The following is a 16,752-nucleotide window of genomic DNA, read 5'->3' on the forward strand; positions in this document are numbered from 1 at the left end:
GCTCACCTGCTCGATCGCCCAGCCGGGCCGACGGGAGCCGTTGAAGTGAGACGGAAGTCCGCGGCCCACACCTGAATACTTTCACCGACCTTTTGCGAAAGGACCACTGATGTACGTAGTCAACCGCGATGACCTCAACGACACCGACCGCGATGTGAAGTCCGAGACCTGGCGCTCACGCCGCATGGTGCTCGGCAAGGAGCGCGTCGGATTCTCGTTCCACGACACCGTGATCTACGCCGGAACCACCTCGACGTTCCACTACCAGAACCACGTCGAAGCCGTGTACTGCGTACAGGGCAAGGGGACGCTGACCGACGAGGAGACCGGCAAGGTCTACCCGCTCCACGATGGCGTCATGTACCTGCTCGACGGAAACGAGAAGCACACCGTCGTGGCCGAGGAAGAGCTGCGCATGGCCTGCGTGTTCAATCCGCCGGTCACCGGCCGTGAGGTCCACGACGAGAACGGCGTGTACCCGCTCATCCTCGAGGATGAAGCGGCACCCGCGAACTGAATCAGTTCCCCTCGCCGAGGCGGCCCGAGCATTGCGCTCGGGCCGCCTTTTTCGTGTGGTTGAGTTGTGCGCTTGGACGGCAAAGTTGAGCCGAAGCCGGTCGCACTGCAGGTGTGATAATCTTCGGTCATACAAATTTCAAGTTCGTGACTTCTCGTTGCCGATTACACATTCGTTGACTCCGACTCAGGCATCCTCTTCCATCCCATCTTCAGTTGGAGTCTCCATGAAGTTCCTCAAGCGCGCCCTCGTGGCGTCCGTTGCCGCTCTTGCTCTTGCCATCGGTCCTGCCGTGTCTGCCGAGGCGGCGAGTGCGAAATTTGATGTCACCAAGCTTTCAGGTAAAAACATCGTCGTGTCTGACTGGAACTGCCGAAACGTAGATGTCTACATGTCTCACAAAAAGTCAGGCGTTTCAGAGTGGGATGTATATGTCGATGTCACCCGCAAAGGCGGGATCGTAGACGGCGCTATCTTCTCTCACGCTGGAAACTCGAAGCGCGATCGAGTCATGGTCTGCCCGGATTGGTCTGGTCTCGGGAAATATACACTCGGTCCATCTGACGTCTATGCGAACAACAAGAGCTATTCGAAGTTCGTCAGCCGTACCGACTACACGAAGGGTTCGTTCTACGTCCGTGGCAAGGCTTATGCCTCGCTTTCGTCGAAGCGCGGCGGAAGTACGGTTACGTTGACCTCGTCGACAAAGGTGTACAACCCGGAGAAGTACGGCAAGGTCAACTACAACCCGAAGGTGAAGTTCCAAGTCAAGTCCGGCAGCAAGTGGAAGACCCTGAAGACGGCCAGCGCGAAAAAGGGCAAGGCCGTCTACAAGGTGAAGTCGAAGAGCAAGCGGTACTACCGTGTCACGTTCAGCCAGGTCAGCTGGGCCACCGGGGCGACATCGAAGTCGGTGAAGAAGTAACCGCGAGCATCCCACAGGGACGCTCGCGGCCGATGGCTGCAGAGGCGGCTTCAGGCGATGCGCTCCAGTAGATGGTCACCCATCACCGCATCTTCACGCTCGAGTTCACGGATCACGTCAACCATCGTCTGGAGCTTCTGTGCGGAGATTCCGTGCGCTTCGGCGATGCGCAGGACCGGCTTGTAGTGGGCAGGAACTTCGGTGGGGCGTCTGCGGACGTTGATGTCCCTCCAGATTCCGGAGCGTGTCTTCGTTTGTCCGGCGAGCCACCCACAGAGTGAATCGAAGGCTTCGTCGACAGTGCTTGCCGGCGTGGTCTTTCGATAATCGTCTGGGGCGAAGGCGTCGAAGCCTTCGAGCCGGAGTCCAAGAGCGTCCGAGATCGCGAAGACCTCGCGAGCGAGCTCGAGCATGGGGGTACGGTTCTCGCTGATCACCGTCGACATATCCTTGTCGATGAACGAGCTGGCCGTCAGCATTGCACCGAACGCCAGTTTGGACCAGAGGAAACCGCTGACATTGTCACTGACGATAGGCGTTCCCCAATGGGAGAGTGCGTCGGCCAGGTCGTGTACTCGATTGCTCGTGCCCCCTGCGAATTCGCCGACGGCGATGGTTCCAATGCCGCCGTCTTTGACAACTCCTGGTTCGACGAGATCAGCGAAGAGATCGACGAATGCGATCACTGTGCGATCGCGGCCGACACAGTCGGCGATCTTCGCTTCGTTGAGGCCGTTCTGCATCGAGGCCACATAGCCGTCGGCGCGGAGTCGAGGGGCGATCCAACCCATGGCGGCTTCGGTTGCCTGAGACTTCACCGCAAGCATTACAGGCCCCACCTCGTCGGGGGCATCGTCGGGAGTGAAGGCTGGAACGCGAGTTTCAAGGGTTCCGTCGGGACTGTCGATCTTCAATCCGTTCTGACGGATAGCTGCGACGTGGGTAGCATCGGTATCGACGATCTGCACGGGGTGGCCCCCCGCAGAGAGGTGCGCAGCAAGCGTGCCTCCGATGGCACCTCCTCCGACGACTGTATAAACCGCTTTTGCAAGGGAAGGGGGTGTGGTCATTCGATCATGCTCACTTTCGTTGCTGTGGGTGGTGCGTCTCTGCCGCCGGTGGTTCGACCTCGGTGCGCGTCTCGGACCAGTGGACCGGAAGATTGAGTGCCCCGGCGGCGGAGCCGCCGTCGACTCTCAGGATCTCGCCGGTGATCCATTCCGCTTCGGGAGAAGCGAGCCAGAGCACGGCACGTGCGATGTCGTCGGGTCGACCCTTGCGCCCGAGCGGATTGGACGACACCTTTTCCACGTAGTCATCGCTGAGACGATTGAGCTCGCTGTTGACGACGACGAATCCGGGTGCCACGGCGTTGACCCTGATCCCCAGGAGGCCCAATTCGAGGGCGCTGGCTCGTGTGACCATCTCCACTGCCGCCTTCGACGTTGTGTAGGGTGCGGCGCCGGGACGTGCTCGCAGCGCAGCGCCCGAGGAGATGTTGACGACAGACGGGTACCCGGTTGGCAACTTCTCGGCGAGGTGTTGAATTCGATTGGCGAATTCCACAGTCAGCAGCTGCGGCGCTCGCACATTGATCGTCTGCACTGCATCCCAGATCTCGGCGGTGATGTCGAGCAAGGGAACGGCAGGGTACACGCCTGCAGAGTTGACGAGGACATGGACATCACCATGCGAGAAGGCCGACTCGATCACCGAGGCCGGTGCCTCGGGATCGCGCAGGTCGCACGTGATCGGATTGACGACGGAGGCACTTCGGCAGAGGTCATCGGTCAGCGCACTAAGCGCCTTGGCGTCGAAATCGACGATGGTGAGCTGGCTGCCTCGATCGGCGTACTGATGGGCGATCTCCCTGCCGATGCCGCTTGCCGCGCCGGTGACGAGGACATGGGGAGCGAAGTCAGAGGTCATGCGATCTTCTTTCCCTTGGTCTCCGGCATGGTGAGATAGACAGCCAGACCAACCGCGGCCGCGACGGCGCAGTAGATCCACACTTTGTCACCGATTCCGACGTCGTTCATCCACGTGATGATGTAGGGAGCGGTGCCGCCGAAGATGGCGACTGCCAGAGCATAGGGGAGTCCGATACCGGTTGCACGGACCTCCGGAGGGAATTGCTCGGCCATGATCACGGCACAGTTGGCGGAGTAGCCGAGCAGCAGCGTCATGCCGACGATCTCAACGCCGAGGAAGACCCAGAAGTTGTTGTCGAGGAAGTTGAGCAGAGGGAATGCGAGGACGAGGAATCCGCCGGCGAAGGCGGACATCGTCGGTTTGCGGCCGATTTTGTCAGACAGGATGCCGACAAAGGGCAGCATGCAGATGAAGTACCCGATCGAGATGAAGTTGGCGGTCAGAGCCTGGTTGAGCGGGAGACCGGTGGCGACATGGGCGTAGGTCGGCAGGTACGAAACCCAGATGTAATACAGCAGGGTTCCGGCGATGGTGATGCCGAAGACCCGTGCGACAGCGCGGGGGTGCTTGACGAACATCGTGAGGTACGAACGCTTCTGTTTCGGCTCGCTTTCACGAGCGGCCTTTGTCGCTTCGAACGAATCCGACTCGGCAACATTCGTCCGCAGCCACAGACCGAACAGTCCTAGGAGCGCACCGAGCGCGAATGCTAGGCGCCAGCCCCAGGAGTCGAGAGCCTCGGAATCGAGAGCGGAGGTGATGACCGCTCCGATGCCCGCGGCGATGAGGCCGCCGGCTCCCACTGAGACCTGTTGCCAAGACCCGGCGAAGGCCCGGCGTTTGGGAGCTGCAGCTTCGACCATGAAGGCCGAGGAGGCGCCGAACTCGCCGCCAGCAGAGAAGCCTTGGAGCATGCGGGCCAGCACCAGCACGATCGGGGCCGCGATGCCGATCATCGAATAGTCGGGGGTGATTGCGATGAGGAGCGAGGCACCGGCCATCAGACCGATGGTCAGCGCCATGCCCTTCTTGCGACCGTGACGGTCGGCGTAGTTGCCGAGGACCGCGGCACCGATCGGACGCATGATGAAGCCGACGGCGAAGACAGCGAGCGTGGCGAGCAATGCCGCTGCCGGGTCGTCACCAGGGAAGAAGTGAACGGCAAAGACCGATGAGAAAGTCGTGTATATGGCCCAGTCGACCCATTCGACTGTGTTCCCGACAGCACCGGCGAGCAGCGCCTTTCGACCTTTCTTCGACAGCTTCGTGTCGTGGGGCGGATGCGTGTGAGTTGAGTCAAGAGACATGATCTGTTCGTTCCTTTGTGATGCAAACGGGGGCGTCGGCGACTCCGGTATCGGATGAGGCGAGCGTCGCAGCTCGCTGCGTTGAGATGGTGCTGGGGGAAGCAGAGGGATGCGGACTGACGCCGAGTGGAGAACTGCGGCAGGTCGATCAGTTCCCGGCGGGCAGTGCGAACCGGGTAGTCAGATGATCGGCGAGTTGTGCATGTGTACCGAACCAGACATCGTCGAATGTATGGATGTAGGCCAGGAGCCTGTCGACCATGGCGATCCGAGAGCGGTGTCCGCTGATGTGCGGGTGCAGAGTGAGTTCGAAGACTCCTCCGGAGGCGTACGCTGCGTCGAATTCGTCGATCCAAACGCGTTCGACGTCGCGGGGCGAGAGATGAGGGCGCAGACCGCCGAAGCGGTCCATCATGAAGTAGGGCGCATCATCTCTGATCCATTCGACAGGTATTTCGATGATCCCAGTCGGTTCGCCGTCGGCATCGAGCTCGTAGGGCTCGTCATCGGCCATGAGCGAGGAGTCATAGGCGAAGCCGAGCTCTCTGATGACCCTCAACGTGGACTGGGAGAAGTCCCAAGATGGCGTGCGGATTCCTGTCGGCCGAGTGCCGCTGAGCTGTTCGAGCACGTCGGTAGCCCGACCGATGAGGTCGAGTTCTGCGTCGTAGGACAGGGCGGTGTTGCGTTCATGAATCCACCCGTGCACAGCGACCTCATGTCCGCCTGCAACGTATCCCTCAATGTCCTGCGGGTGCAGGAGTGCCGACACTGCAGGAACGTAGAAGCTGGTGGGCACCTCATGCCTGGCGAGCATGTCGAGGATTCTCGGCACAGCGACCCTGCTGCCATACTCGCCTTGGGCGAGAGATCCAGGTGAGGTTTGTCCGTCGCGCAGGTACGGAGTCTCGTGATCGGAGTCGTAGGCGATGAGGACTGCACACCGAGCCTGCTCCGGCCAGCGTTGCTTGACGTCGTCGTGAACGAGGCTGCGGCCAGCTCGCACGCGATTCACTTCTGAGCGCCATTGTTCGTCAGGCCATTGCCACGGCTCGGCACTGGTGGAAGCCGATGCGGGATTCTGTGAGGACATTGCATCTCCTGTCGGTTCGGGTCGTTCTTCGTCGTGACATCACGTCGGGTCGTGGCTTCTCTGCCTCGTCGACGTCGCTGAGTGTGCGTTGAGCTAGGAGCGTGGTCGGAGGTATTCGATTGGGTCGGGCGGCTGTCCGTCCGTCGTGTACTTGCCCTCGATGATCGATGTCCACACGCGCTTGTGGGTCGCGGTTTGGATCGAGAGCTCTGCACTGCGGATTCCGGGCAGTGAGCCGAGGACTTCTGTCGAGTAATGGAACAGCTCGGTGCGATCGCGGACGATGAACTGACCGGCGAGACTGCAGTTGCCCGTCGTCGCGGTGAGGTACTTCGTGGACGGATGCTCCGCCAGCGTGAGAGCGGTTTGCCTGAGATGCTGCGGCTCGACCACCAACCAGAGGTGGAACTCGGTGTTGAAGCCGAGCAATTCGGGTTCGACGAGGATCCGGAAGTCGAGCACGCCGTACTCTTTCAGCTGTTCGATCGTGCGGGCAGCGGTGTTTTCGGACTTGCCGATCGACGCAGCGAGGTCACCGAGTGAAGTCCGCCCGTCGTGCATGAGCATGCCGAGCACTTTGACCTCGGTCTGTGAGAGTTCGAGATGCGGTGCCGGTTCGGTTTTGACCGGCGCGAGGCGCGTCGGCTCGTTCGTTTCGAATGGAGGAGCCCAGTCCTGCCCGGAAGCGAACGCATGCGTGAGGAGGAGACTTTCCGCCGACGCTGAAGTTCCCGCGGTGATCTCGGCGACGAGTCGGCTGTATTCCGCGTCGGGCGGCAGGACCATCTCCGCTGCGATGTCGACCGAACCCAAGAGGGTGTGGAACGAACGTACCTCGATGCGCTCTCTCAGCCTGGGAATGAGCACGTCCATGTCGCCATGTGCGTTCGAGATGCGCATATAGATCGGAGTGCCGAGGCCTAGCCGTACGACATCGGTGGCACCGATGACGCGGATCAGACCCTGGGTGTGCAGGCTCTCATATCGCCGGCGGACGGTGACTGCCGAGACGCCGACCTGCTCTGCGACTCGCGACCAAGGTGCGCGGCCGTCACGATGCAGGGCATCAACGATTGCGCGGTCTATAGGCTCCAAGGCTTCACGGGCGTGTGTGTTCCTGTTCACACAATGATCATATTCGTCATACGAGAGAAGTCAATAGTCGATTTGCTTCAGATTTGACGGGTGATTGGTAATAATTTCCCATCTAAATCGATCCCAGGCTAGATGAGTAGGTCACCATCGTGCTGTTCTGTCGGGAACTGGTCGGGGTGTATCAGTGGCTTCCGACCTAACAGTCATAGGTATGCGAGCCAGCTCAGTCCGGCTCACACTGCATCGGCGTGAGGCTGTCGGCACCTACTCGCGAACGGTCATGTCCATTCCCTCCATGTATCCGCGGGATCCCTCTGATAGTTCGAACGGTCCCAAGGCTTCCGCGAGGGGAAGCCACAAGGCACCCAATTCGGCAGTCTTTCTGCCGCCATAATGCTTGGCGCGGAGGTTCTCGTTGTATCGCATCTGGCTCAGTTCGTCATCGGTGACCGTCCAGATGACCACCTGCGGTGGATCATCATTGACGAACGTCACTCGGTGAGGATCGGCCGAGACCGACCATCCGGTCGCCTCGGCGAGGGCGTTCGCCAACTCAGTGCGATCGATACTCATCGTGACCTCCTTATGGTCAGGGGACTGCCTGCGGACCTTGGGGAATGAAAACACATCGGGCGCCCCGAAAGGGAGCGCCCGATGTGCGTTGTCGACTGCTGTTCGGCAGCCTCACTCGTTGTCGGAGCGAACCTTCTTGCCGCGGTCATGCCAGAACTTCGTTGTGGTCACCTCGTCGGTGCCGTCCCAGGCATCGACTTCGGTGTTGATGCGCCGATAAGTCGGCAGATCGCCGCGTCGGAACACCGGTTCGAATCCAGCCTTGCGCTGTTGCTGGTAATTCTTCAGCAGCGAGAACACCAGCGGCGAGAGCATCAGCAGGGCGAAGAGGTTGATGAGAGCCATGATCGCCATGAAGATATCGGCCGCGGTCCACACCAGGTCGAGGGCCGCGATCGCTCCGATGAACACCGAGACCATGACGATGACCTGATACACGCGCAGCGCGACGCGGTTCGTCGTCAGGTGCTCGATATTCGCTTCGCCGTAGTAGTAGTTGCCGAGGATCGACGAGAACGCGAAGAGGAAGATCGCCAGCGTGAGGAAGTGGATCGCCCACTGCCCGAGCTGACCGCTCAGCGCCGTCTGCGTGAGCTGGATGCCCTCAGCGGAGCTGCCGTACTCCGGATTCGACAGCAGGATGATGAACGCGGTGATCGAGCAGACGAGGATCGTATCGAAGTACACGCCCAGCGCCTGCACGAAGCCCTGCTTGGCCGGGTGCGACGCCGAGGCGGTCGCTGCCGCGTTCGGCACCGAACCGATACCGGCCTCATTGGAGAACAGGCCGCGCTGAACACCGATGAGCATGATCGAACCCAGCGTTCCGCCGGCGATCGAATCCATGCTGAACGCATCGGTGACGATCGTGGCGATCATCGACGGCACGGCACCGATGTTCATCACCACGACGATGATGCCGACGATGAGGTAGAGGCCGGCCATGATCGGCACCAGATAAGCCGAGATGTTCGAGATGCGCTTGGCGCCGCCGGCGAAGATCGCGAAGGCGGCGACGGCGATGATCGCGCCGGCCACGGCAGCGAAGACGCCGTCCGAACTCTCGACTCCGAAGGATGCCCCGACGGCGTCGACGATGGAGTTCGACTGCACCGAGTTGAACACGATGCCGTAGGTGATGGCGACGATGACGGCGAAGACCAGTCCGAGCCACTTCATGTTCAGCCCGTGCTTGATGTAATAAGCGGGACCGCCGCGGAAGTTCGGGCCGTCCTTGAGCTTGTACAGCTGTCCGAGAGCCGATTCGGCGAAGGCCGTGGCGCCGCCGACGATGGCCGTCAGCCACATCCAGAACATCGCACCCGGTCCACCGAGCGAGATCGCCAAAGCGACACCGGCGATGTTCGCCGTTCCCACCCGCGAGGCCGCGGAGATCGAGAAGGCGCGGAACGGCGAGATGTTCCGGTTGCCCTCGGAATCCCGTCCGCCCGGCTCCACCAGGGTGCGGAACATCTCGGGCAGCAGGCGGACCTGCACCGCTCCCGTGCGGATGGTGAAATACAGACCAGTGGGGATGAGAACAGCCACGAGGATGTACGACGATACGGTGCTGACACTGTCGAAAGCACTCTGGAGCATCTCCATCGAACTGCGCCTCCTTCGGCAATTGTGCTGGAGAGGATCGGAGGTGCGGAACGCGAGGACTCCGTCCGTGGTTACTCCCAGTCTGCCACCTCCGTCTCTGCAGCTGTGGCAGTGGCCCCTGCTTGAAGGTCACCGTCGGCCTGCGGCCGAGTCAGCATCGGCCCAGGCGACGGCCAGTGTCGACACCGTCAGGATTCATGTCCCGTCCACTCGCGCATCACCCGGAACTTGCTCGGGCCCCCTAGTCTGGGCGGCCTAGTACTCATCGTTCGGCCACCGCGCAGCAGTTGGATCCGGCGCCCGAACGCCACCCGCAGTCTCCGTGGAGGAGTTCTGAAATGCCCATCACCCTCGCCACCCCCACCTCCGATCACTCGCCCCGCGACCTCAGCGCCGGCGCGGCCGGCACCGTGATCGACCCCGCCCGCGTTCGGGTCCCGCCCCTGGTCATCGCACACCGAGGTGCGTCCGCCGATTGGCCGGAGAACACGATCCCCGCGTTCATCGCCGGCATCGACCAGGGCGCAGACATGATCGAAACCGACGTCCACATGAGCGCCGACGGTGAGCTCGTGATCATGCACGACACCACCGTCGATCGCACCACCGATGCCCGCACCCTGTACCCGAATCGTCAAGACCGCAGCATCGCCGGCATGAACGCCGCCCAGATCGCCACACTCGACGCCGGAAGCTGGAAGGGCGAGGAATTCGCCGGTGTCCGCGTGCCCCGCCTCGCCGAGGTGCTCACCCTCGCACACGACACCCGCACCGGCCTGCTGCTCGAGGTCAAGCACCCCGAGCTCTATCCCGGAATCGCCGAGGCGGTCCTGTCCGCCCTGCGCACCGTACCGAACTATCTCGACCGGGCTTTGGCCGCCGGCATGCTCGTCGTCCAGTCCGCGAACTGGGCATTCGTCGAAGAGTTCCACGCGCTCGCCCCGGAGATCCCGGTCGGCGTGCTCGGCCGACCCTGCCCGGACGAGCTCCAGGACTTCGCGGATTGGGTCGACCAGGTCAACCCCGAATTCTGCGCGGCCGACGAGGACTTCCTCACCGCCATCCACGAGCTCGGAATGACCAGCTTGGTGTGGACCGTCGACGACCTCGGCGAGATGGAACGAGCCATCGACGTCGGCGCCGACGGCATCATCACCAACGCTCCCGACCGCCTCGTCGAGGTCGTCGAAGCTCTCTAGAGGAGGCTCTATAGGTCCCGCGTCGGCTCAGTCGTGGGCGGGCCGGCGGATGATGCGGACAGAGAGCAGCACGCTGGACATGATCGTTCCGCCCATCCCGACCGGTCCGGCGATCGGGCCGAAATAGAGGTCAGCTCCGTCGCCGAACATCCTCGAAGTGGAGACCATGAACGCGGCCATACCGCAGACCACGGTGACTGCAGTCAGAACCTGGGCGATCCTCGGCGGGGGAGGGGATCCCGCTGCTGAGTCGGCGATGCAGTTTCTCGTCAGGGAGTACAAGCTGTATAGGCCGGCGGTTGAAGCTGTGAGACTCGCGCAGGCGGTGAGGAAGGCGATCGAGGCAGGGACGTCGGCGAAACGGCCCACGGACGGTTCGAAGGCGAAGCCCACCGCAATGATGAGAGCAGAGACGATGAGCACGGTGGCCGAGACCAAGGAGGCGTGGCGGTAGCGGGGGAGCTGGGGAGTCGGGTCGGCCGCCTCGGCGTGGGAATTTGCAGGGCCGGCGGAGTCTGGGGTTCGTCCGAGGATCGTCGCCAGCACAACGGCAACGATGAGCGGAAAGACCACGATCGTCAGTAGACGCAGTAACCAGAGATTCACGGCGATCGCCTGCCCGACATTCGAGTCGCCAGCGGAGGCGGAGACGAGCGAGGCCGATCCAGACGGGACGAACAGCAGTACGGTGATCACGCTGAGCACAATGCGCGGATGAAGGGGCAGGGGCCGGAGGAGGACGATCCCAGTTGCACCGGCGACGAGCAGGGTTCCGAGCTGGACCCACGCGCGGACCGGACTCGTCGTGAAGTACACATCATCGGCGCTGATGAGAAGCGCGGCGCCCGCCCACGACAGGCAATGGACGAGAAATGCCACGACCGTCAGTGAGAAGGCTCCAGGCCTCAGTGGTGCAGGTCGTTCGGCAGAGTCTCCGTCGGCGACGGCCTCAGCACCTTGCCGTGCGGCGGTGCTCATGACCCGTTGCTGGGATTGCTGCCGCTGCCGCCGACCTCAGTGCTGTCGTTGGCCACATTGCTGTCGTCCGCCTGGGTGGTGTCGTCGGGCTGGGCACGGTCACCGGGTTGGGTGACGTCGTGGGTCGGAGCGCAGTTGAGTGTGCGGACCGCGAGCACGAGGCTGCCGAGGACGAAGCCGAACATGGAGACGACCCAGCCCGTGTATCCCAGGCTGGAGACCGGTGGATACCCGATCGCCAGTATGGTCGACGCCCAGCACAGGTGCAGTCCGCAGGCGATGACGACGAACGCCAGAATGCGAGCCGATCGCGGTGTGGTGCCGGACGAAGCGGGGCCGACGGCCGGTTCATCGGCCGGCAGCGACCGAGACTCGGAGATGACCCGCAGGGCGGCGACGGCGGAGACGAGCCCGACCGCTGCGCCCAGAGCATTGAACGCATCACCGTACTCGAACAGGAACATGGCGTCGACGAACATGGTTCGCAGCAGCCAGACGAGGAGCACGATCCCGGTCGCAGCGAACAATCCGAAGGCGGCGGCACGTGAACGGCGGCAGAGGACTGCGGGAGCGGCCGCCTCGGCGACGGGAACAAGTTGGGCCGTGACTGCGGCCAGGGCGAGTGCCACAACGATCGGGAAAGCCACCGCCACGATGAGGCTCACGGTGACCAGGGCTGTGGTGAGCGCGGGATTGTCGGCCGATACGCCGGTGTCGGCGCCGAACGTGTCGATGGTGAAGATCGACTTGAGCGCTTCGACGGCGCAGAGGAACACAGTGATGACGATGAACACGCTGCGGGGGATCGGGCGAAGTCCGCGGGCGATCGTGATCGCGGCGGCGCCGGAGACCGCGATGAGCGCGAGGCGCAGGAGGCTCGGACCGGGTGACGACACGTAGGAGTCTTGAGCCTTGACCTCGAGGAGCCCGGTGCCGATCCACGTGACGAGGAAGGTGACGGCGGCAACGATGGTGATGGCCATTCTGCGGCTGTCGAGGCCGATTCTCGGGTCATGGGCGTCGGTGTTCGGTGCGGTGGTCATGGCCCCATGCTCCCATAAAAACCAGCCTCCTTGTCGGTTCGTGTGAGAAGAACTCGGTCGGCCGACGGAAGATGACCTCGCACGCGATCGCTCGAAGTGAGACGCTGGGGGCATGCCGAACGAACTCGCCGACTCGACCAGCCCTTACCTGCGCGCGCACGCCGACAATCCCGTGGACTGGCGGATGTGGACGAAGGAAACCCTCGCCGAGGCGGCCCGCCGTGACGTCCCCCTCCTCATCTCGATCGGCTACTCCACCTGCCATTGGTGCCATGTCATGGCCCACGAATCCTTCGAGGACGAAGCGGTCGCGGCGATGATGAACGACCGGTTCGTGCCCGTGAAGATCGACCGTGAGGAACTGCCGGACATCGACGCCTACTACATGAACGCCCTGCAGGCGATGACCGGCCAAGGCGGATGGCCGATGACGATCTTCGCCACACCTGCCGGCAGCCCCTTCTACGCCGGCACTTACTTCCCGCCCGCGCCGCGGGGCAATCTGCCGGCGTTCACGCAGGTGCTCTCGGCCGTATCGGCGACGTGGACAGACCGCCGCGACGAGGTCAATCAGATGACGGCCCGGATGGACCGCGGGCTGGCCGAGATGGCCGATGCCGTGACCAGTGCGCTCCCCGCCGAGGCGGCCGCGGAGTCCCTGACCCCCGACGAGCTCGATTCCGCTGCCGCAGCGCTGCTCGATTCGTACGATCCTGCCTGGGGTGGGTTCGGAGGTGCCCCGAAGTTCCCGCCGATGATGAACATCCTGCAGCTCCTCGCGGCGTTCGTGCGCTTGGGCGGGACCGCCTCGGCGGGTGAGGGGGCGGATGACGGTGCTTCGGCGCGCCCGGGAACCGGTGGGACCGCCTCGGCGAACGGGGGAGGGGCCGGGGAGCACCCGCTGGATCGGGTCCGGGCCGAGGGGCGGCTCGGCTGGCTCGGCGCCGACGGACACCTGACCGGTGAACTCGTCCTCGATTGCCTCATCGCCGTGCGTTCGACATTGGCGCGGATCGCTTCCGGTGGCATGCGCGACCAGGTGCGCGGCGGGATCGCTCGCTACAGCGTCGACCGGCAGTGGTTCGTGCCGCACTTCGAGAAGATGCTCTACGACAACTCCCTCTATCTGCGTGCCGTCGTCGCCTGGGCGAAGGTCGAACGCGCCCTGGATTCGGGTTCGAAGTGGCTCGCCCTGGCCGAACGTGAGATCGCCGATACCGCGACCTTCCTGATCAGGGACCTGTCGACCGATGACGGATTCATCGCCGCCCTCGATGCGGATTCGCTCAACTCGGCGGGAGTCTCCGAAGAGGGCGCGGCCTACGTGTTCACTCCCGAAGAATTCGCGGAGGCGGGGCAGGCTGGTCTTCTCGGACTCGTCGATTCGCCGGCAGGGGAAGAGCTGTCCGGCCAGGTGGTCGCGGCCGTGCGGATCATCGACTGGCTCGGCATGGAGGATGTGCCCTTCGATGCGGAGCACCCCGCGCCGTGGGACATCGAGGCGACGAAGCGACAGCGCGAGGCGCTTGAGCAGATGCGCGCTCGCCGATCCCAGCCGGCCCGTGACGAGAAGATCATCACCGAATGGAATTCCTTGGCCGTCACCGCCCTCGCCGAGGCGGCCCTGTACTCCGGCGCGGGAGCTGAGGATTCGGGGGGTGCAGATTCGACGGGAAGTGCGGAGCCGACCGGTGGTGCGATTACAGGGAACGCCGAATCTGCAGATTCGGCGCGGTGGGCAGAAACCGCCGTGCGATTCTGGACGGCGATGCACGACCGGTTCGAGCAGGCAGGGGCATCCGAGCCGGTGGACGCAGCCGGACCGACTGGATTCGACGTGCGGCGCAGCTTCACCGGCGATGTCGCCGGCCCAGGGCGGGGCGGGCTCGCCGATTGGGCGCAGCTCATCACCGCTGGGATCACGGTCCGACAGCTGCCGGACGGGGCCCCCTCGGTGCGGGTGGACGATCTGGTCGAACTCGGTGCGACGATGCTTGACCTCTTCACCGCCGAGCGGGGCGACGGGGTCCTCGAAGCAGTCGATTCGCTCGGTGACGGGATCATCGACGTGAAGTCGGCGGACCCAGTCGACAACACCGTGCCGTCGGGACGATCGGCGGCTGCCGAGGCAGCGCTGCTGCTCGCCGAGCTCGGCGTCGAGGCTGCGACATCTGCTGGGTTGGAGTCATCCGGTGAGGCGGCGTCCCCGGGTGGGGTCGCCGAGCTGGATACGGGACGGCTGTTGGAGGTTCGGGATCGGCTGCTCGGGGTCTATCGGGCGCTGGTCGGGCAGGCTCCGCGCGGGTGCGGACACGCGCTGTGGCAAGCCGAGCGGGCCCTGTCTCCCGTGCGGGTCGCCACCGTCGACGTTGCGCTGCGGAACATCGCGGCCAGGAATCCGTCGCTCACTCTGCTCACGGCCTCGACCGGGGTTCCGGGACCGGACGGTCGGGAGGTCGAAGTCCCCGCGGGGACGGCGATCGTGTGCCGGGGAACGCAATGCTCCCTGCCGGTCGGCACGGCCGCCGAGCTGGTTGGGCTGCTGGACGGGTAGGACTGTTGGACCGTCCGGGCGCGCACGTCAGCGGTGGTGTTGGGCCGCCTCGGCGGCAGATCGGGAACTGTTCGGGAAATCACCACATTCCATCGGCGACGGAATATTGAGTTGTCCCGGATAGTGATGGTGGAGAGTCACTTCACGGAAATTCAGCGTTCGAGGCTCAAGCTCCGGTAACGGTTGAGTGCGGCGGCGATCTCCTGCCGTCGCGGCCGGGTCAGGTGGCCCGGATGGTCGCGGTGTCCCGTGATTCCGTCGAGGCCCTCAGCGTCGAGCATGTCCACGACCTCGGCCAGCGCCTCGGTCAGGGAGGTGCGTCCGTCGAAGATCTCGGCCAGGTATTCGAGAGCTTCGGCCACTCCCGACGCCTGCTGAGCGTCGACGAGTTGAGCGATGGCGATGAGGTCGATGAAGTCGCGGCCGAATTGGATCCGGTCGGATCCCTTCGCTCGAGCGGTCTTCGTCTTCGACGCCGGTCGCAGCGCCTTCGCCGTCGGCACACGCGGTGCGGCGATGAAAGAGGGGGCGGCGGGGGAGTCCGAACCGGTGTGTGGGTCGCTGCCGGTTGGAGCCGTTTCGAGGTCGGCTGCGGTGACGCCGACGAGCTCATGTGCTTGGTCCGTGACTTCCTTGGGCACATAGGCGTCGAGCGCGATGACGTGGTCGGCGACTTCGAAGAACGCACTCGATCCGCCGGCGACGAGCACCGTGGACACGCCCTGCTCGGTCAGCAGCGGACGCACGCGGTCGACGAATGGGGTGATCGGTTCCCGCTCGGCGGGGATGAGCGCACGCATGCGTTCGTCGCGGATCATGAAGTTCGTCGCCGACGTGTCCTCGTCGATGAGCAGGGTGTTCGCGCCCACCTCGATCGCCTCGACGAGATTGGCCGCCTGCGAGGTCGACCCGCTGGCATTCGTCGTGGAGAAGAATCTCGTGTCAGAGCCCGAGGGTAGGTTGTTGATGAACGCCGAGATGTCGTCGCCGGTGACGGCGCGACCGTCCTCGGCTCGAATGGAGGTGGCAGTTGGGTCGCTGATGACCCATTCGCGCCCGTCGCCAGCGATATGCGGGTAGACGCCGCGTTCGAGCGCGCGCAGAATCGTCGACTTCCCGTGATAGCCGCCGCCGACGATGACGGTGACCCCGCGAGGGATGCCCATGCCGGTGACGGTGCGGCCGCTGGAGAGTTCGACAGTGTGCTCGAGTTCGAGAGGGGAGGTGAAGACAACCGCATCGGAGGACTTCATCGGCAGGTCCGAATCCCCGGACGTCCGCGGGAGAATCGCACCATTTCCGACGAGACCGATGAGTCCTGCTTCGCCGAGGTGGCTGCGCAGTTCCAGCTGATCCCGGTGCAGTCGGACGTGGTCGGCGAGCCCCTGGGCCGATGGGCCGTGAGTGTTCCCTCCTCTGTCTGCTGGGGCGTCCGACCAGCGGTCGAAGAGGAAGAGCCGTTCGGCGAATTCCGGCAGATCACGGGTGAGGATGTCCGCTGCCTGATGGCCGAGGATGCGGCGGCCGCGCGCAGGCAGATTGACGAGCAGTCGTGCCTCGAACCCGGCGTCATCGATGAGGATGTTCGTCCGCTCGAGGATCTCCTGCCCGGGACGGCCGAGGATGAGTGCGCGCTGATCGAGCTTCGCAAGCACCCCGTTGCCGGCCCGGAGCAGATAATCGGCGGCGGCGATGCGGTCGGCGCGATCAGTGGTGAGGTCGAGCGGGAACTTCGCATCGGCACGATCGACGCGGACCCGGACCTTCGACGGAGAGGCGAACGGATCGGCCTGGACCCGGTCGATGAACACGGTGACCGGTCCGAAGGTGTAGCGGCCGCGGATCTGCTTGAGATTGCCGTAGCTGCGACCGTCGAGGTTATGCAGAGTAGAGGCGAGATTCGACTGACGTGAACTCATTTCACTCATGCT

At 63.7% G+C, this 16,752-nt stretch carries 14 protein-coding genes; 4 read left to right on the plus strand and 10 right to left on the minus strand.

All coding sequences use genetic code 11. The features are described 5' to 3' along the window. The first annotated feature begins 109 nt into the window (after positions 1-109). Together ACVZTU_RS02450 and ACVZTU_RS02455 are read left to right on the plus strand one after the other, a co-directional pair. On the plus strand, positions 110-517 hold the full coding sequence (locus ACVZTU_RS02450) for an ectoine synthase (protein ID WP_135810511.1): 408 nt from the start codon (positions 110-112) through the stop codon (positions 515-517). A gap of 226 nt (positions 518-743) precedes the next feature. Then, positions 744-1,442 (plus strand): hypothetical protein, encoded by a 699-nt coding sequence (locus ACVZTU_RS02455; protein WP_139470349.1) that lies wholly within the window; start codon positions 744-746, stop codon positions 1,440-1,442. Between the two features lie 50 nt (positions 1,443-1,492). Here ACVZTU_RS02455 and ACVZTU_RS02460 read toward each other — a convergent pair whose 3' ends face one another. The 7 genes from ACVZTU_RS02460 to ACVZTU_RS02490 form a co-directional block, all read right to left on the minus strand. After that, on the minus strand, positions 1,493-2,512 hold the full coding sequence (locus ACVZTU_RS02460) for a ketopantoate reductase family protein (protein ID WP_139470348.1): 1,020 nt from the start codon (positions 2,510-2,512) through the stop codon (positions 1,493-1,495). Positions 2,513-2,522: 10 nt separating this feature from the next. After that, on the minus strand, positions 2,523-3,371 hold the full coding sequence (locus ACVZTU_RS02465; protein ID WP_139470347.1) for an SDR family NAD(P)-dependent oxidoreductase: 849 nt from the start codon (positions 3,369-3,371) through the stop codon (positions 2,523-2,525). Continuing rightward, positions 3,368-4,681, minus strand: a complete 1,314-nt coding sequence (locus tag ACVZTU_RS02470; protein WP_458311771.1) for an MFS transporter — start codon at positions 4,679-4,681, stop codon at positions 3,368-3,370. The genes ACVZTU_RS02465 and ACVZTU_RS02470 overlap by 4 nt, the downstream gene beginning before the upstream one ends. Before the next feature lie 148 nt (positions 4,682-4,829). Then, positions 4,830-5,696 carry a polysaccharide deacetylase family protein gene (locus ACVZTU_RS02475; protein ID WP_248284101.1) on the minus strand — a complete coding sequence of 289 codons (867 nt, stop codon included), beginning with the start codon at positions 5,694-5,696 and terminating at the stop codon, positions 4,830-4,832. 171 nt (positions 5,697-5,867) lie between these two features. Next, on the minus strand, positions 5,868-6,899 hold the full coding sequence (locus ACVZTU_RS02480; protein WP_139470344.1) for an Lrp/AsnC family transcriptional regulator: 1,032 nt from the start codon (positions 6,897-6,899) through the stop codon (positions 5,868-5,870). 234 nt (positions 6,900-7,133) lie between these two features. Further along, complete coding sequence (locus ACVZTU_RS02485) at positions 7,134-7,442, minus strand: hypothetical protein (protein ID WP_139470343.1); 309 nt, start codon at positions 7,440-7,442, stop codon at positions 7,134-7,136. A gap of 111 nt (positions 7,443-7,553) precedes the next feature. Continuing rightward, positions 7,554-9,047, minus strand: coding sequence for an alanine/glycine:cation symporter family protein (locus ACVZTU_RS02490; protein WP_139470342.1), 1,494 nt, complete (start codon positions 9,045-9,047; stop codon positions 7,554-7,556). 338 nt (positions 9,048-9,385) lie between these two features. Between ACVZTU_RS02490 and ACVZTU_RS02495 the strand changes: the two genes are divergently transcribed. Further along, positions 9,386-10,246, plus strand: a complete 861-nt coding sequence (locus ACVZTU_RS02495) for a glycerophosphodiester phosphodiesterase (RefSeq protein WP_181272486.1) — start codon at positions 9,386-9,388, stop codon at positions 10,244-10,246. A gap of 27 nt (positions 10,247-10,273) precedes the next feature. On the opposite strand, the gene ACVZTU_RS02500 is transcribed toward ACVZTU_RS02495, so the two are convergent. After that, a complete protein-coding gene (locus ACVZTU_RS02500) occupies positions 10,274-11,224 on the minus strand; it encodes a hypothetical protein (RefSeq protein WP_482401307.1) in 951 nt (316 codons plus the stop codon). Further along, positions 11,221-12,267: a hypothetical protein gene (locus tag ACVZTU_RS02505; RefSeq protein ID WP_482401308.1), complete on the minus strand. Its 1,047-nt coding sequence runs from the start codon at positions 12,265-12,267 to the stop codon at positions 11,221-11,223. Before ACVZTU_RS02505 ends, ACVZTU_RS02500 begins: the two co-directional genes overlap by 4 nt. 112 nt (positions 12,268-12,379) lie before the next feature. Between ACVZTU_RS02505 and ACVZTU_RS02510 the strand changes: the two genes are divergently transcribed. After that, the gene (locus tag ACVZTU_RS02510) at positions 12,380-14,821 is read left to right on the plus strand and encodes a thioredoxin domain-containing protein (protein ID WP_482401309.1); all 2,442 of its coding nucleotides are present in this window, start codon (positions 12,380-12,382) and stop codon (positions 14,819-14,821) included. 152 nt (positions 14,822-14,973) lie between these two features. Here the strand turns inward: ACVZTU_RS02510 and ACVZTU_RS02515 are convergent, their stop codons facing one another. Further along, positions 14,974-16,740 carry an ABC-ATPase domain-containing protein gene (locus ACVZTU_RS02515; RefSeq protein ID WP_139470337.1) on the minus strand — a complete coding sequence of 589 codons (1,767 nt, stop codon included), beginning with the start codon at positions 16,738-16,740 and terminating at the stop codon, positions 14,974-14,976. Positions 16,741-16,752: the final 12 nt, after the last annotated feature.

Source organism: Brevibacterium sp. OS20 (assembly GCF_056837565.1).

Coding starts and splice junctions, on each gene's coding strand:
- ACVZTU_RS02505 (WP_482401308.1), bottom strand. CDS start 12,267: ATGACCACCGCACCGAACACCGACGCCCATGACCCGAGAATCGGCCTC.
- ACVZTU_RS02510 (WP_482401309.1), top strand. CDS start 12,380: ATGCCGAACGAACTCGCCGACTCGACCAGCCCTTACCTGCGCGCGCAC.
- ACVZTU_RS02465 (WP_139470347.1), bottom strand. CDS start 3,371: ATGACCTCTGACTTCGCTCCCCATGTCCTCGTCACCGGCGCGGCAAGC.
- ACVZTU_RS02470 (WP_458311771.1), bottom strand. CDS start 4,681: ATGTCTCTTGACTCAACTCACACGCATCCGCCCCACGACACGAAGCTG.
- ACVZTU_RS02450 (WP_135810511.1), top strand. CDS start 110: ATGTACGTAGTCAACCGCGATGACCTCAACGACACCGACCGCGATGTG.
- ACVZTU_RS02495 (WP_181272486.1), top strand. CDS start 9,386: ATGCCCATCACCCTCGCCACCCCCACCTCCGATCACTCGCCCCGCGAC.
- ACVZTU_RS02455 (WP_139470349.1), top strand. CDS start 744: ATGAAGTTCCTCAAGCGCGCCCTCGTGGCGTCCGTTGCCGCTCTTGCT.
- ACVZTU_RS02500 (WP_482401307.1), bottom strand. CDS start 11,224: ATGAGCACCGCCGCACGGCAAGGTGCTGAGGCCGTCGCCGACGGAGAC.
- ACVZTU_RS02515 (WP_139470337.1), bottom strand. CDS start 16,740: ATGAGTTCACGTCAGTCGAATCTCGCCTCTACTCTGCATAACCTCGAC.
- ACVZTU_RS02490 (WP_139470342.1), bottom strand. CDS start 9,047: ATGGAGATGCTCCAGAGTGCTTTCGACAGTGTCAGCACCGTATCGTCG.
- ACVZTU_RS02485 (WP_139470343.1), bottom strand. CDS start 7,442: ATGAGTATCGATCGCACTGAGTTGGCGAACGCCCTCGCCGAGGCGACC.
- ACVZTU_RS02460 (WP_139470348.1), bottom strand. CDS start 2,512: ATGACCACACCCCCTTCCCTTGCAAAAGCGGTTTATACAGTCGTCGGA.